The organism is Mesorhizobium sp. B1-1-6, from assembly GCF_006443035.1.
GTDB lineage: Bacteria > Pseudomonadota > Alphaproteobacteria > Rhizobiales > Rhizobiaceae > Mesorhizobium.
In genome coordinates this window covers 209,246-224,814 of record NZ_VFWR01000004.1, presented here as the reverse complement: position 1 = coordinate 224,814, position 15,569 = coordinate 209,246, and the positions used below count along the sequence as shown (strand labels likewise).

13 protein-coding genes and 1 tRNA gene are annotated in these 15,569 nt (G+C 63.7%); 7 read left to right on the top strand and 7 right to left on the bottom strand.

Annotated elements, in window-relative coordinates; translation table 11 throughout:
- Positions 1 to 8 precede the first annotated feature (8 nt).
- Together FJ979_RS10285 and FJ979_RS10280 are read right to left on the bottom strand one after the other, a co-directional pair.
- The gene (locus FJ979_RS10285) at positions 9 to 794 is read right to left on the bottom strand and encodes a DUF1499 domain-containing protein (RefSeq protein WP_140494907.1); all 786 of its coding nucleotides are present in this window, start codon (positions 792 to 794) and stop codon (positions 9 to 11) included.
- Between the two features lie 175 nt (positions 795 to 969).
- Positions 970 to 2,598 carry a fatty-acid--CoA ligase gene (locus FJ979_RS10280; protein WP_140580798.1) on the bottom strand — a complete coding sequence of 543 codons (1,629 nt, stop codon included), beginning with the start codon at positions 2,596 to 2,598 and terminating at the stop codon, positions 970 to 972.
- 304 nt (positions 2,599 to 2,902) lie between these two features.
- Here FJ979_RS10280 and FJ979_RS10275 point away from each other — a divergent pair, with 304 nt between their 5' ends.
- Both FJ979_RS10275 and FJ979_RS10270 read left to right on the top strand, forming a co-directional pair.
- Positions 2,903 to 3,259 (top strand): hypothetical protein, encoded by a 357-nt coding sequence (locus FJ979_RS10275; protein WP_140551013.1) that lies wholly within the window; start codon positions 2,903 to 2,905, stop codon positions 3,257 to 3,259.
- Between the two features lie 139 nt (positions 3,260 to 3,398).
- The gene (locus FJ979_RS10270) at positions 3,399 to 3,788 is read left to right on the top strand and encodes a DUF427 domain-containing protein (protein WP_140494914.1); all 390 of its coding nucleotides are present in this window, start codon (positions 3,399 to 3,401) and stop codon (positions 3,786 to 3,788) included.
- Between the two features lie 38 nt (positions 3,789 to 3,826).
- Here the strand turns inward: FJ979_RS10270 and FJ979_RS10265 are convergent, their stop codons facing one another.
- Positions 3,827 to 4,567 (bottom strand): polysaccharide deacetylase family protein, encoded by a 741-nt coding sequence (locus tag FJ979_RS10265; RefSeq protein ID WP_140580797.1) that lies wholly within the window; start codon positions 4,565 to 4,567, stop codon positions 3,827 to 3,829.
- Between the two features lie 144 nt (positions 4,568 to 4,711).
- Entirely contained in the window at positions 4,712 to 7,390 is a 2,679-nt protein-coding gene (gene ppdK / locus FJ979_RS10260) for a pyruvate, phosphate dikinase (RefSeq protein WP_140580795.1), read from the bottom strand.
- A gap of 214 nt (positions 7,391 to 7,604) precedes the next feature.
- Here ppdK and FJ979_RS10255 point away from each other — a divergent pair, with 214 nt between their 5' ends.
- The 3 genes from FJ979_RS10255 to FJ979_RS10245 all read left to right on the top strand — a co-directional run bounded on the left by FJ979_RS10255 (position 7,605) and on the right by FJ979_RS10245 (position 8,592).
- Positions 7,605 to 7,949: a VOC family protein gene (locus FJ979_RS10255; RefSeq protein ID WP_140494922.1), complete on the top strand. Its 345-nt coding sequence runs from the start codon at positions 7,605 to 7,607 to the stop codon at positions 7,947 to 7,949.
- 133 nt (positions 7,950 to 8,082) lie between these two features.
- Positions 8,083 to 8,157, top strand: a tRNA-Gln gene (locus tag FJ979_RS10250).
- A 66-nt stretch (positions 8,158 to 8,223) separates the two neighbouring features.
- Positions 8,224 to 8,592 carry a VanZ family protein gene (locus tag FJ979_RS10245; RefSeq protein WP_140580794.1) on the top strand — a complete coding sequence of 123 codons (369 nt, stop codon included), beginning with the start codon at positions 8,224 to 8,226 and terminating at the stop codon, positions 8,590 to 8,592.
- 78 nt (positions 8,593 to 8,670) lie between these two features.
- Here the strand turns inward: FJ979_RS10245 and smc are convergent, their stop codons facing one another.
- The 3 genes from smc to FJ979_RS10230 all read right to left on the bottom strand — a co-directional run bounded on the left by smc (position 8,671) and on the right by FJ979_RS10230 (position 13,630).
- A complete protein-coding gene (smc, locus tag FJ979_RS10240; RefSeq protein ID WP_140555927.1) occupies positions 8,671 to 12,129 on the bottom strand; it encodes a chromosome segregation protein SMC in 3,459 nt (1,152 codons plus the stop codon).
- Between the two features lie 114 nt (positions 12,130 to 12,243).
- Positions 12,244 to 12,987 (bottom strand): DsbA family protein, encoded by a 744-nt coding sequence (locus FJ979_RS10235; RefSeq protein WP_140494928.1) that lies wholly within the window; start codon positions 12,985 to 12,987, stop codon positions 12,244 to 12,246.
- Between the two features lie 142 nt (positions 12,988 to 13,129).
- The gene (locus tag FJ979_RS10230) at positions 13,130 to 13,630 is read right to left on the bottom strand and encodes a DUF721 domain-containing protein (RefSeq protein WP_140555929.1); all 501 of its coding nucleotides are present in this window, start codon (positions 13,628 to 13,630) and stop codon (positions 13,130 to 13,132) included.
- On the opposite strand from FJ979_RS10230, the gene mutY reads away from it, so the two are divergent.
- Positions 13,629 to 14,951: an A/G-specific adenine glycosylase gene (mutY, locus tag FJ979_RS10225; RefSeq protein WP_246679294.1), complete on the top strand. Its 1,323-nt coding sequence runs from the start codon at positions 13,629 to 13,631 to the stop codon at positions 14,949 to 14,951. The two genes, FJ979_RS10230 and mutY, sit on opposite strands and share 2 nt — an antisense overlap.
- On the top strand, positions 14,944 to 15,555 hold the full coding sequence (locus FJ979_RS10220; RefSeq protein WP_140558189.1) for an HAD family phosphatase: 612 nt from the start codon (positions 14,944 to 14,946) through the stop codon (positions 15,553 to 15,555). Before mutY ends, FJ979_RS10220 begins: the two co-directional genes overlap by 8 nt.
- Positions 15,556 to 15,569 lie beyond the last annotated feature (14 nt).

Below are 15,569 nucleotides of genomic sequence, written 5' to 3'. Positions count from 1 at the left end.
CTATTCGGCTATTCGGCCGGAGCCGCGCCGACCTGGCCGGCGACTTCCTGGTCCAACTCCGCCAGAAAGTCGGTGATGCGCGCAGCGTTGTCGCCGAGGTCGTAGCGGCCGTAGCGGGAAGCCGACCGCATGTCGACGAGAACCGTATCCCCGTCGTCCGTGATGCGAATTGCCACGTCTGCGGGGAGGCCCAACACGAAGCTCCTGGCGACAGCGGTAATCGTCACGTCGCTTTGCCCGGCGAGTTCGGGATAGGGTCCGGTAAGATCCCAATTGCGGCGGTCGAGCACGGTTTCAACGGCAGTGACGACGGTCTCGAACGGCAGGTCGTAGCTGCGCGCGGTGACAAGCGGATAGCTGTCGGTCTGCAACCGCTGCTCGCCGGGCGTCGGCGGCGAGAGCACGTTCATGTCCTTCGTGCGACCGGTGACGTCGAGTGCCGGCGGTTCGTCGAAATCGGTCGAAATATCCCTGAGCGGCGGAAAGATTGTCGCCCAATAGGCGGCGATGCCATAGGGGGTCAGCACCAGCACTGCCAGCAAGACGCCGACCGTGATGTCGCGGCCGCCATAGTCGCCAAAATTCCACACCCTCGAGAAGGCAAATCCGGCGAACAGCAGCGCCAGCGCCGCCAACAGCGCGACGATAGCCAACACCCACAGGAACACCGGCGTTTCAACGAGGTTGAAATAATGGCCGACGAACACGGTCAGCAAAAGCACCGCCGAAAAAGCAGCGGTGCGCCGCGACCATCCGGCAGCCTTCGACGTTTGCCGTTCCGAAATGCTGACCATGTTTCTCTGCGTCATCCCAAGCCGAAGAAGACTTAGCGCATGGCCACCAAAATCGGAATCGATTTTCGAGGAGGATCGTGCGCCAGTTGGAAATGCTATCGTGCCCTGCCGGAAAGGTGCACGTCGCTGCACTGTCCTTTTACGACCGCATCAGGCCGAGACACGCAATATCCCGTCAATCCGTCGGCAAGCGATAGTCGCTGAATTGCTGGCGCAAGGTGATCTTCTGGATCTTGCCGGTGGCGGTGTGCGGAATTTCGCCGACGAAAGCGACGTCGTCGGGCATCCACCATTTGGCCACCTTACCGTCGAGAAAACCAAGGATATCGGTTTTGGTCGGTTCCTTCCCCGGCTTGCGGACAACCACCAGCAAAGGCCGCTCGCCCCATTTCGAATGAGGGACGCCAATGGCGGCTGCCTCGGCGACATCGGGATGGCCGACGGCCAGATTCTCCAGGTCGATGGTCGAAATCCATTCGCCGCCGGACTTGATGACGTCCTTGGCGCGATCGGTGATCTGCATATAGCCGCCAGCGTCGATGTGGGCGACATCCCCGGTATCGAACCAGCCGTCCTCGTCGAACTGCTCCGAGCCGGCGCCGCCGTAGTAGGCGCTGGCCACCGCGGGGCCGCGCACCTTCAGCCGCCCGAATGTCTTGCCGTCCCAAGGCAGCGCGTTGCCGTCGTCGTCCGTCACCTTCATCTCGACGCCGAAGGGCGGGTAACCCTGCTTGCCCTGGACATCGAGCCGGGCGTCACCCTGAAGGCTTTCATAGTCCGGCTTCAGCGTACACAGTGTGCCGAGCGGCGACATTTCGGTCATGCCCCAGGCGTGGACGACCTGGACATCGTAATTGTCCTGGAATTTCTTGGTGATGATGCGTGGGCATGACGAGCCGCCGATGACGACCTTGTTGAGGTAGGGCAGCTTCCTGCCGGTCTCCTCCAGATATTGCAGCAGCATCATCCACACGGTCGGCACGGCGGCACTGAAGGTTACTTTCTCGGTGTCGAGCAATTCATAGATGGAGGCGCCGTCCATCTTGCAGCCCGGCATGACAAGCTTGGCGCCGATCATCGGTGCGCTCTGGCCAAGGCCCCAGGCATTGGCGTGGAACATCGGAACCACCGGTAGGATCGTGTCGCGCGAAGACAGGCCCATCGCGTCGGGCATGGCGGCGATCATGGCGTGCAGGACATTCGAGCGGTGACTGTAGACGACGCCCTTTGGATCGCCAGTGGTTCCAGACGTATAGCACATGCCGGCGGCGGTGCCTTCGTCGAAGCTTTTCCAGGCGAAATCGCCATCGGCCTCGTCGAGCCATTCTTCGTAGGCGACGACGTTGGGCAGCGTGGTCTGCGGCAGATGCGCCCTGTTGGTCAGCACGATCACCTGTTTCAGGGACTTGACCGCGCCGGCGATCTTCTCGAGCAAAGGGAGGAAAGTCAGGTCGACAAAGACCGCCTTGTCTTCGGCATGGTTCATGATCCAGACGATCTGCTCGGGAAACAGCCGCGGGTTGAGCGTGTGATAGATCGCGCCGATGCCCATGATGCCATACCAGGCCTCGATGTGGCGCGCCGTGTTCCAGGCCAGCGTCGCAATGCGGTCGCCCAGCCGATAGCCGTCACGCTCCAGGCGCTGGGAGACCTTCAGGGCGCGACGGTGGATGCTGGCGTAGGTTGTGCGCACGATCGGACCTTCGATCGAGCGCGATACGATCTCTCGCGCGCCATGCTGCCGCTCTGCGTTGTCGATAAGCTTATGGCAAAGAAGCGGCCATTCCTGCATCAGCCCCAGCATTCGTTCCTCCCTTACGCTCCTCGCTTTTGTTGCCATTGTGAAGCGAACCGGTGGATTGTCCAGCCACCGCCGGTGGCGAACGAAATCCGAATGCCGGTCGCGCAGGCAAGCGATCGAATCGCGTCTTTCTTGGAGGTCCGAATGCCTGGCGCTCATGTCATAGGACCGGCGGCCTTGAAATCCATTATATCAGAGAAGTCTAAATTACTCGACCGAGAGGAGAATCCGCCACAATCCGGCCATCGTCGGCATTAAGTTTCGTTAATGGGCAAAGGGGTGCGATTGGCGACTGAAAGAGGTTCGCATGGACACGCAGCTCGACGATAAGGCACTGGAAAGCACGCTTGCCGAAAGCCTGGGCGATCTGGTGCCGGACACAAAGACTGTTTCCGAAGATGAATTTGTTGAAGTTGTCGGCGGTGCGCTCGAAGCGGTCGGCGGCACGCTGCTGTTCAAGATGTGCGTTCAGAGCGAAGGGGAAGGCGAGCACGTCGCCGCGGCGTCCGTGGGCGATGGCGGCAATCGTCAATTCCTGCTGCTCACCCTGCCGACCGGCGGCGGCCACTTGAAGGTCGAGACCGCATCCAGGAGCAGCAATCCCGTGGCCGGTATCGCGGCCGCCTATGCCGGCCTGATGGACGCGTTCAGAACCGCGGCCTGAGCCTCGCCGGACAAGGTCATCGCTAAAAATGCCGTCGGCAGCGCACACGGCTGGAGATCGATTGCGGATTGCCGGCGACAGTCGCCCTTGCGCAAACCACCTCGTCGACACACTTAAAGCTGAGACGAGGAGAAACAGCATGGACAAGATCGCCAACCCGGCACCCGGCTTCCAGCGCAACCCCGATAAGGTCATCACCGTCGAACCGTATAAGGGCACCGTCACCGTGCGTGCAGGCGACACTGTTATCGCCTCATCGACGAACGCCAAGGTGCTGACGGAAGCGCCCTATCCGGCCGCCTTTTACATCCCGTTCGCAGACATCGATTTCAACAAGCTGAGCGGCACGCAATCCTCCACCCATTGTCCCTACAAGGGCGACGCAAGCTACTGGAGCGTGCTGCCTGCCGCCGAGGCAGGCAAGGATGCGATGTGGGCCTATGAGCAGCCTTTCGACGAAATGGCTGAAATCCGCAACCACGGCGCGTTCTACGCAAGCAAGGTCAGCATCGAAGCCAAGCCAGCTTGAACGGACGAACGAGGAGGCCGGACCTGCCGTCCTGCCGATCAGTCGGTGGTGCCGTTATTGCCGAAGCCTCCGGCATCGTCGAGCCGCACGAAGGTCAGACCCTTCTGCTTGAGCGCCAGCAGGCCCTGCACGACGCCCTCCCCGGCGGCATGGGTCGGCTGGTTGATATGGGCGATGATGACGTCGCCGTCCTTGGCAGCTCCTATGCGCCTTGTGGTTTCCCTGGCGCCGAGCAGTGACCCGCCATCGCCATTGATCGAGAAGCCGGCGATCTTGAAGCCCAGCTTGCGGATCATGGCGATCGCCGACGGACTATACTCCGCGGTCGCGCCCCGAAACCATTTCGGCGCCGGCTCGCCAGTCCCGGCCAAGGCGACGGCGCCCGACTCGACCTCGGCCAGAACCGCTTCCGGACTGCCGGCGCTGCGTATGCCATAGATCTTCTGCGGCGTGTCGACGGCCGGGATGTGACGGCCGCCGTGGTTTTCCAGTTCGAACAGGTCGGGATGCGCCCGCATGATCTCGACGGCGGCGGCGTTCCGCTTCAGCCAGATGCCGGTGACGAAGATGGTCGCAGGTATCCTGTTTTCCACCAGCGCCGAGAGGATGCGGTTGTCGGTCCGTCCGCCACAGGCATCGAGGGTCAGGGCAACGCGCCCGGCTCCGCCTGTATCCGGCTTAATGTGCAGGATGGGCTCGACCAGCGATGCGGCATGGCCGCTGGACACCACGGCCAGAGACATGGCGACAATGCAGAGATTTTTTTGCAGCAGGCGCATCAAATCCAATTCCAATCGGGGGTTTCACGCAGGCATCCCAAGACCCGCATGAAGGCGAAAATCGGAGCTGGATAGCAGAAAAGCACCAGACGCGACAATCTGACCGTCTTGCGGCAGTTCCTCGTTCCGATCGGCGGCAGGCGCTCAGCCGCGGCCCGCCTTTGCCACCTGAACGGCCGCCTGCGCGGCCGCCAACCTGGCGATCGGCACGCGGTAGGGCGAACAGGACACATAGTCCAGTCCGACCTCCTCGCAGAAGCGGATCGAGGCCGGATCGCCGCCATGCTCACCGCAAATGCCGAGCTTGATCCCTGGCCGCGTCGCCCTGCCCTTCTCGGCGGCCATGCGCACCAGTTCGCCGACGCCATGGATGTCCAGCGACACGAACGGATCCTGTTCGATGATGCCTTTCTGGCGATAGGTCTCCAGGAACGAGGCCGCGTCGTCGCGCGAGATGCCGAATGTCGTCTGGGTCAGGTCGTTGGTGCCGAAAGAGAAGAACTCGGCCGATTCAGCGATGACATGGGCGCGGATCGCCGCGCGGGGGAGCTCGATCATGGTTCCAGTCAGGTAGTCGATCTTGACGCCGCTCTCGTCCATGACGCTCTTGGCCACCGCATCGATGCGCGCCTTGACGTAGTCGAGTTCCTTCACAAGCCCGACCAGCGGCACCATGATCTCGGGTACCACCAGCGCGCCGGCCTTACGGCCGGCCTCGACGGCGGCCTCGAAAATGGCGCGCGCCTGCATCTCGGCGATCTCGGGATAGGACACCGCAAGCCGGCAGCCGCGATGACCGAGCATCGGGTTGAATTCGTGCAGCGCCTCGGTGCGCTGCCTGAGCTTGTCCGGCGCAACATTCATCGCCGCCGCGACTTCGGCTATCTCGGCCTCGGTCTTGGGCAGGAATTCGTGCAACGGCGGATCGAGCAGGCGGATGGTCACCGGCAGGCCGGCCATGATCTCGAACAGCTCCAGGAAATCCGCTCGCTGCATCGGCAGCAGCTTGGCGAGCGCGGCGCGCCGGTCCTTTTCGGTGTCGGCCAGGATCATCTCGCGCATGGCGACAATGCGGGCGCCATCGAAGAACATGTGTTCAGTGCGGCACAAGCCGATGCCTTCGGCACCGAAGGAGCGCGCCATGCGCGCGTCGAGCGGGGTTTCGGCGTTGGTGCGCACCTTCATGCGCCGCACCGCGTCCGCCCATTCCATGATCGCGGCGAAATCGCCGGAAAGCTCAGGCTGGAGCATCGCCACTGCGCCCTTGAGCACCTGCCCGTTGCCGCCGTCGATGGTGATGATGTCGCCCTTGCGGAAGGTCTGCCCCATCGACATCAGCGTAGCTGCCTTATAGTCGACGCGCAGCGAACCGGCGCCCGAAACGCACGGCTTGCCCATGCCGCGCGCCACGACCGCGGCATGGCTGGTCATGCCGCCGCGCGTGGTCAGGATGCCCTCCGCCGCATGCATGCCGTGGATGTCCTCGGGACTGGTCTCGACACGCACCAGGATAGCCTTGCGTCCTTGTGTCTTGAGATCCTCGGCGTCCGCGGAGGAAAAGACAATTTCGCCGGTGGCGGCGCCTGGAGACGCCGGCAGGCCGACGCCGATGACGTCGCGCGCGGCCTTCGGATCGATGGTGGGGTGCAGGAGCTGGTCGAGCGAGGCGGGATCGATGCGGGCGACCGCCTCCTCTTTCGAGATCAGGCCGTCCCTGGCCATCTCGACGGCAATCTTCAGCGCCGCCTTGGCGGTGCGCTTGCCGGACCTCGTCTGCAACATCCACAATTTGCCGCGCTCGATGGTGAATTCGAGGTCCTGCATGTCGCGGTAGTGCTTTTCCAGCCTGTCCGAGATGGTGACGAAGGACTGGAAGGCGTCCGGCATCAGTTTCTGCAATGACGGCTTGTCGGAGCCGGCGGCGATGCGAGCCGCCTCGGTGATGTTCTGCGGCGTGCGGATACCGGCGACGACGTCCTCACCCTGCGCATTCACCAGGAACTCGCCATAGAGCTGCTTCTCGCCGGTTGAGGGATTGCGGGTAAAGGCGACGCCGGTGGCCGAGGTCTCGCCCATATTGCCGAACACCATGGCCTGGACATTGACCGCCGTGCCCCAGCTTTCGGGAATATCGTGCAGGCGCCTGTAAGTGATGGCGCGGTTGTTCATCCAACTCGAGAACACGGCACCGATCGCCCCCCAGAGCTGTTCGTGCGGATCCTGCGGGAACGGCTTTCCGAGCTCCTCTTCGACCTTGGCCTTGTAGAGCGCGATGACGCCTTGCCACTCGATAGCCGTCAGTTCCGTGTCGAGTTCATGGCCGAGGCTGGCCTTCTGATCCTCGAGGATCTCCTCGAACACCTCGTGGTCGAGCCCCATGACGACATCGGAATACATCTGGATGAAGCGCCGGTAGCTGTCATAGGCAAAGCGCGCATCGCCGGAATCGGCGGCCAGCGCCTCGACGGTTTCGTCGTTGAGGCCGAGATTGAGCACGGTGTCCATCATGCCAGGCATCGAGGCGCGGGCGCCGGAGCGCACCGACACAAGCAGCAGTTTCGACGGATCGCCGAAACGGCGGCCGGTGAGCCGGCCGATATGGTCCAGCGCCACGGCGACGTCCGCTTCAAGCCCTGCCGGATAGGCGCGGCCGTTGGCATAGTAGGCGTTGCAGACCTCCGACGTGATGGTGAAGCCCGGCGGCACCGGCAGGCCAAGGCTACACATCTCGGCCAGATTGGCACCCTTGCCGCCCAACAGATTCTTGTCGCCAGCCCGGCCTTCGGCCGCACCATCGCCAAAGGTGAAAACCCACTTGGTCATGCTTTGCTCTCCGGTTGCAGGAGATTGGAAAGATTGACGAAACAGAAAGCCCCGCCATATCCCGACTTTGGACGGATATGATGCTGCAATGCGAAAGGCAAGGCGTCGGCAAAGCCGTTTGGCCGCTACAATCGATTAAGCAAAAGCTGCGGCAAAAGGACTTGCCAGTGCAACGGTCCAAGACTAGAACATACAGGGAACGAAGAGGTGCATCATGAAGCTCACCGGAAAACTCGACTATCTGGAACTGCCGGCAACCGGCGCGACGCTGGACAGTGTGAAAGCCTTCTACAGCGCCGCCTTCGCCTGGTCGTTCACCGACTATGGACCGACTTATTCGGCCTTTAGCGAGGGACTGGACGGCGGTTTCCAGGCCGACAGCGGCGACGCCACCGCCAAGCCGTTGCCGGTGCTCTACTCCCAGGATCTGGAAGAGACGCTGGCAGCCGTCGAGAATGCCGGCGGCACGATCATCAAACCGATCTTTTCGTTTCCGGGCGGCAGGCGGTTCCACTTTGCCGACCCGGCTGGAAACGAGATGGCGGTGTGGGGAGAATAGGCGGCGCGACCGGCGCATGAGGCGACCGTCGCCAATAGAGTGGTGGATCAGCAGGAAAGTCGCAATCTCCAGGCATTGAGCTTTCCACCGGCACAGCCTATAAGGCCGCGCGCAGTCGACGCATGTCAGCTGCTGGGGCGTCGCCAAGTGGTAAGGCATCGGTTTTTGGTACCGACATTCCCAGGTTCGAATCCTGGCGCCCCAGCCAAGCGCGCAAGGTCCGTTCCGGACACATAGGTTACGGTTTATACCGGAGACATGTTGTTGGAGCAGAATGAGAATCTATTCCATCGCCGAGCGGATTGCCTTTGTCGTCACGCTCCTGGCCGTCCTCGTTCTCGCGCTGCTGCCGGCACATCGCCTCAAGCAATTCGGAATCGATATCGGCTTCCATTATGACAAGCTCAATCACGCCAGCGCATTCGCCGTGCTGGCTTTCCTGGGCAGCCTCGGCTGGCCGCGGCACAAGCCGGCGCTGATCGTCTTCCTCGCCTTTGTCGGCGCTGCCATAGAAGTTCTCCAGGGCACCACGGCGATAGGCCGCGATTTCGACGTGCTCGACTGGGTTGCCGATTGCATTGGCATTGCATGCGGTCTGCTGGCCGCGATCTGGGCGACCTGGATCGTGCAACGCGCAAGGTGAGAAGAAGCCGAACCGACTGCCTTACCGCGAAAGACAACGCTCAAAATCAGGCTTCAGCACGGCACGTTGAAGGTGAAGTCAGCTTGCCTCGCGCATGGCTTCGGCTGCCTGCAGATCGACCGAAACGAGCTGGCTGACGCCCTGCTCGGCCATGGTCACCCCGAACAGCCGGTCCATGCGCGCCATGGTGATGGGATTATGGGTGATGATGACGAAGCGCGTCTCGGTGGTCTTGGCCATCTCGTCCATCAGATTGCAGAAGCGTTCGACATTGTGATCGTCGAGCGGCGCATCGACTTCGTCGAGCACGCAGATCGGCGCCGGGTTGGTGAGGAACACGGCGAAGATCAGCGACATCGCCGTCAGCGCCTGCTCGCCACCGGACAGCAGCGTCATGGTCTGCGGCTTCTTGCCGGGCGGACGGGCAAGGATTTCAAGTCCTGCCTCGAGCGGATCCTCGGATTCGATCAGCTGCAATTCCGCCGTGCCGCCGCCGAAGAGATGCGAGAATAGCCGCTGGAAATGACCGTTGACCACGTCGAAAGCGGCGAGAAGCCGCTCGCGGCCTTCGCGGTTGAGGCTCTGGATCGCTTGCCTGAGCTTGCGGATCGCCTCGATGATGTCCTCGCGCTCCGAGACGATGGTCTCCAGCCGGTCCGAAAGCTCCTTCTGCTCCTCCTCGGCGCGCAAATTGACGGCGCCGAGCCGCTCGCGCTCGATCTTCAGCCTGTCGAGCTGGCGCTCGATCTCGGCCATTTCGGGCATCGGATCGTCGGCCTCCAGCCCGGTATGGCGGATGACCAGATGTGGCGGCGTGTTCAGCGTCTCCTGGATGCGCGCCTCGACCTCCAGCCGGCGCTCGTCGGCCGCGGTCAAGCGCTCCTCGGCGCGGACACGGGTCTCGCGCGCCTCGGCCAGCGACTGGATGGCGCTGGTGGCCGCCTTGTCCAGTTCGGCCTGCCTGTTCTCCGCTTCCTGCAGACGGTCGGCCGCCGCCTTGCGCAAGGTCTCGGCCTCGGTGAGCTGTGACAGCAAGGCGCGCCGCTTGGCATCGATCTCGTCGGGTGCGTCGGCCAATCTCTCGCGTTCGGCCTCGGCCTCTGCCTTGCGTTCGCCCAGCGAGGCGATCTGCGTCGAAGCGTTCTCGGCGCGCTCCAGCCAGTTGCTGCGCTCGGCGCCGATCGCATCGAGCCGGCGCGACCGCGCCTCGGCCTCCCGCCGCAACCCTTCATGGACGGCACGCGCATCGGCGAGCGTGGCGCGGTCGCGGGCGACATTGGCCGAGGATTGCTCGAGCTGTATCTGCAGGTCGCCGAGATCGGGCGCGTCCTGCAGCAGCATTTCCGCCTCAGCAAAGGCGGCCGAAGTTTCTTCATGACTGTCGACAATACGGGCGCGGGCCTCGTCCAGGGCGGCGCGCCGGCTCGCCAACTCGCCGCCGGCCTTTTCGGCTTCGGCCAGCGCGTTGCGGGCGGCGTCCAGCCCGTGCTGGGCGTCGCGTCCGGCCTGACGCGCGGCGCGCTCGGCCTCGCTGGCCTCGCGAAGCGACTGTTCGGCCTGTGCGAGCACCGCCTCGGCCTCGCGCAGCACAAGCGTCGCCTGCACCGCTTCGGCATCGAGCTCGGCCAGCCGGTTCTTTTGCGCCAGGCGTTGCGCGGCCGCGGTCGGCGCGTCGGCGCTGGCGGTCAGCCCGTCCCACCGCCACAGCGCGCCCTCAGGGCTGACCAGCCTCTGGCCGGGCGCGAGCAGCCCTTGCAGGCGGCGGCCGTCGGCGGCTTCGACAATGCCGATCTGCGCCAGCCGGCGGGCAAGCTGCGCCGGGGCACGTACCACGCTGGCCAGGCTCTTGATGCCTTCGGGAAGCGCGGCGTCATCGGCCTGGATCGCGCTCTCGCCCCAATGCACCGGGGCGCTGCGGTCGAGCGGCACGTCAAGGTCCTCGCCGAGGGCGGCGCCCAAGGCCGTCTCATAGCCGCGCTCGACGCTGATCTGTTCCAGCACGGACGGGAAGAGATCGCCGCTGGCTGCGTTCAGGATCTTGGCCAGCGTGCGGGCTTCGGTTTCGATGCGCGCCAGTTCGGCCCTGGCGTCCTGTAATGGCGGGCGGGCGGCATTTTCGGCGGCGCGCGCCTCGGCGACCGCCTGTTCGGCGGCAATCGCGCCGGCCTCGCTCTCTTCGAGCCGCGCCAGCGCGTCCTCGACCAGAAGTCGCTTCTCGGCCGGGTCGGGCAGGCCCGCGACTTTGGAGAGTATTTCCGACAATTCGCGGTCGACATCGGCGAGTTGGCGGGCGAAACGGTCCCGACGCTCGGCGGTCTCGCGCAGCGTCCGCTCGACCTGATTGCGCGAAGCGGCGGCCTCGGCCCGCTCGGCGGTAAGTGCTGCAAGCCTGGCTTCGCTCTGCGAGAGCGTCGCGGCTGCCTGTTCGAAGGCGGCGCGGGTGGTTGCTTCACGCTCGGCCGCGCCGGCATTTTCGGAGTTGAGCGCTGCTTCCTCGGCGCGCAGGCGTTCGAGGATATCCGCATTGTCGCGCACCATGCGCTCCTCGCGGGCGATGTCACCGTCGAGCTGCTGGAGCCGGCGCTCGAGTTCCGCCTGACGGGCGCGGATGCGGCCGGCTTCTTCCTCGATCTGCGATCTGGCGATCGACAGGCGCTGGAAGGCCGCGGCCGCCGCAGCTTCGGCGTCACGCAAATCGGGCAGCCGATGCGCGCCGATACCTTGCTCCCTGGCGGCCGCCATCTGGGCGGCGGCGCGGTCGCCAACCAGGGCGGTGGCGACGGCCAGCGCCGAACGTGCCTCGCCTTCCTGGGCCTTGGCCAGCGTCCAGCGCAGATGGAGCAGCGTCGCCTCGGCCTTGCGGATGTCGGCCGACAGGTTCTTGAAGCGGGAGGCCTGGCGTGCCTGGCGCTTCAGGCTTTCGATCTGGCTTTCCAGCTCGCCAACGACGTCATCCAGGCGCTCGAGGTTCTGCTCGGCGGCCTTGAGCCTGAGTTCGGCCTCGTGGCGGCGCGTATGCAGGCCGGAAATGCCGGCCGCTTCTTCCAGCAGGGCGCGGCGCGCCTGGGGCTTGGCCTGGATCAGCTCGCCGATGCGACCCTGGCCAACCATCGAGGGCGAACGCGCGCCGGTCGACTGGTCGGCGAACAGAAGCTGCACGTCCTTGGCGCGCGCTTCCTTGCCGTTGATACGGTAGAGCGAGCCCGCCTCACGCTCGATGCGGCGCGAGACCTGCAATTCGTCGGCGTCGTTGAAGGCTGCCGGCGCCGAGCGATCGCTGTTGTCGAGGAACAACGTGACCTCGGCGGTATTGCGTGCCGGGCGCGTGCCCGAGCCGGAAAAGATCACGTCGTCCATGCCGGACGCGCGCATGTTCTTGTAGGAGCTTTCGCCCATCACCCAGCGCAGCGCCTCGACAAGGTTAGACTTGCCGCAGCCGTTCGGCCCGACAATGCCCGTCAGGCCGCGTTCGATCACGAACTCGCCTGGTTCGACGAAGGATTTGAAACCGAGGAGGCGAAGGCGCGAAAACTTCATTCACGCCGCCCTGAAAGCGACTTTTGCGAAAACGCGCCGCGGGTTTGCGGCGGCGCGCAGCACGGCCAAAGGCCACGCATGCCGAAGCGCTGCCGCTTCGGCATCGCCAAGACGTCAGAGCTGAGGGTCGATGATGGCCGACATTTCCTCAATCGACATCGCCCCTTTGTAGGTCTTTCCGTTGATGAAGAAGGTCGGCGTCGAGTCGACCTTGAATTCGTCGGCGCCGCGTTTCTGGACCGCCCTCACATCGTCCAGAAGTTTCTGGTCCGTCAAGCAGGCTTCGAAGGACTCCTGTGTAAAACCGGCGAGCTTGGAGATTTGCAGCAGCGCATCCTTGGTGTTGGACACGCCCACCCAGTTCGCCTGCTGCTTGAACAGGACATCCACCATCGGGAAGTAGTTGTCCTTGGCGCAGCGCGCCAGCATGAAACCAGCCTCGGCGCTCGGATCGAACGGGAATTCGCGCAGAATATAGCGCGCCTTGCCGGTATCGATGTATTTCTTCTTCAATTCCGGAAAGGTGGTTTCGGCAAAATGCGCGCAATGCGGGCAGGTCATCGAGGCGTATTCGACGATCGTGACCTTGGCGTCGTCCTTGCCGAGTTGCTTGTCGGGCAATGCGCCGGGCTTAAGCAGTTCGGCCATGTCGACGGTGCCTTGAGCCTCCGGCGCCTTGACGGCGGCCGGCGTGGCCGATGTCGCGGGTGCGGCGGGAGCGGCAGGCTTCACATCGGCCGCCTTGGCTTCCTCACCAGAGTCGCTGCATGCCGCAAGCACGGCCACCACCGGAATGGCGGCCAGCGAAGACAGCAGGTTTCTGCGGGACAAGCTTTTGCCGAACGGAGGACGGTTCATACGAATCACCTGACAGGGGTTGGATTTTGCAACGCAAAGGCACGAAAAGGCGAGAGTTGGCGCGAATTAAGGCATCGCCGTCCCCAATCCAATCGTGAAACTTGAAGCTTATAATCACGAAATCGCGAGATTGGCGACGGTGCTATGACTTTCTTTGTCCCAGAATAGTGGCGCCGAGCCGCTCCAGAGAGGCACGCAGGCCATCGTCTTCTATCTTGCCGACGATGTGCGACAGTCTTGATTTTTCCGCCTCATTGAGAGGCCTGACGGGTGGTTTCGGCCGCGCCTTTTCACTTAGAACCGGCTTCTGCACTATCCTGATGCGGCCGATGGCCGTGAAGCCGAGAAATGCATTGACGCGATTGATGATCTCGCCGGCCTCATGCTGCAGATGGAGCGCCGCCATGCCCTCGCAGGCGATCACCAGCACGGCCGGCTCGAACGGGTCGTCTTCGTGCAGCCGCCGAGGCCACTGGATCTTTTCAGGGCGCGAATGGCCGGCCAGGCGCGAACCGGCAATCTCTTCCCACGACTGGACCAGGCTGACCGAAATGCCCGCCCGCTTGCGCAGCACCGGGTCGAGGATCGCGGTGGCGAGATCGCTCACCGGAACGGGATTGCCGAAGGGCCTTTTCCCTGCCATGTGCGTTCTCCAGCCACCACCTCCACTCTTCCCGGCCGAGGCCGATACGAGATCAATGGCACCGCACGAGCAGACCCGCAAGGCCATATCAGAGGACAGCAGCAGCAAAGCTGCGTCTAGTGACAGCAGCAAAGCTGCGTCTAGTGACAGCAGCAAAGCTGCGTCTAGTGACAGCAGCAGAGCTGCGTCCGGGGACAGCAGCAGAGCTGCGTCCGGGGACAGCAGCAAAGCTGGCGATACCGCATCCCGCCTGCTCGCATGGTACGACGTGCATCATCGCGAGTTGCCGTGGCGCGTGACCCCGCGCGACAATGCCCGTGGCGTGCGGCCCGATCCTTACCGGATCTGGCTGTCGGAGGTCATGCTGCAGCAGACCACGGTTGAAGCCGTGAAGGCCTATTTTCGCGCCTTTGTCGAGAAATGGCCTGATGTCGCGGCGCTGGCGGCGGCGCCCGTCGAGGACGTGATGAAAGCCTGGGCAGGGCTCGGCTACTATTCCCGTGCCCGCAATCTCAAGGCCTGCGCCGATCTGGTGGCCGGGCGCGACGGCCGGTTTCCGGATACGGAAGCCGGCTTGAAGGAATTGCCGGGCATCGGCGCCTATACTTCGGCGGCGATCGCGGCGATCGCTTTCGACCGGCCGGCTGCCGTCGTCGATGGCAATGTCGAACGTGTCGTGACCCGCCTGTTCTCCATTGCCACGCCGCTCAGCGAAGCCAAGGCCGACATTCGCGCCCGTGTCGAGCGCATGGTTCCCACGACGAGGCCCGGCGATTTCGCCCAGGCGATGATGGACCTCGGCGCCACGATCTGTACCCCGCGCCGACCGCGCTGCATGCTTTGCCCGCTGCGCGAGGGCTGCAGCGCGGTCGTTTCAGGCGATCCTGAACAATATCCCGTGCGCCTGCCCAAGGCCGACAAACCGCTGCGGCGCGGCGCAGCCTTCGTCGCCGTGCGAAGCGACGGTGCCATTCTTCTGCGCAAACGCGCCGACAAAGGGCTGCTCGGCGGCATGACCGAGGTGCCGACGACCGGCTGGACGGCGCGGCTGGACGGCGCGACCACAGCGGCGGCCGCACCCTTTCCCGGCGACTGGCGACAAGCCGGCCGGATCGCGCATGTCTTCACCCATTTTGCGCTCGAGCTCGAAATCTTCCTCGCCCGAAGCACCGGCGAGACGCCCGCCGGGCATTTCTGGTCGCTGCCATCGGACATTTCGGGTGAAGCGCTGCCCACTGTCATGAAAAAGGCAATCGAGGCTGCGATACCCGGCGCGACGAAAAAGCCGTCACCGAACAGTGCAGAGAGGCCCCATGACTGAAATCCGCCACATCGTGTTCGACATCGGCAAAGTGCTGATCCACTACGACCCGAACATCCCGTTCAGCCGGCTTATTCCCGATGCCGAGGAGAGAAAGTGGTTCTTCGACAATGTCTGCACGCATGACTGGAACATCGAGCAGGACCGCGGCCGGACATGGGAAGAGGCGGAAACGCTGCTGATCGCGGACCACCCGGATCACGCGGATAACATCCGCAATTTTCGCCGCCACTGGCACGACATGGTGCCGCATGCCTATGACGACAGCGTCGCCATCATGGTCGGCCTGATCGACAGCGGCCACGATGTCACCATGCTGACCAACTTCGCCGCCGATACGCTGGCCGAAGCGCGCAAACGCTTCGATTTTCTCAATCGTCCGCGCGGTGTCACCATTTCGGGTGAGATCGGCAAGATCAAGCCGGATCGCGACATCTACGACCATCACGTCGCCGCGTTCGAGCTCGAACCGTCCGCGACGCTGTTCATCGACGACAGCCAGAAGAATGTCGACGGCGCCAAAGCGGCCGGCTGGCAAGCAGTGCTGTTCACCGATGCCAAGACACTTCAAGCAGACCTTGAGCGGCTCGGAATCAAGGCGTGATTTGAATCGCTTCC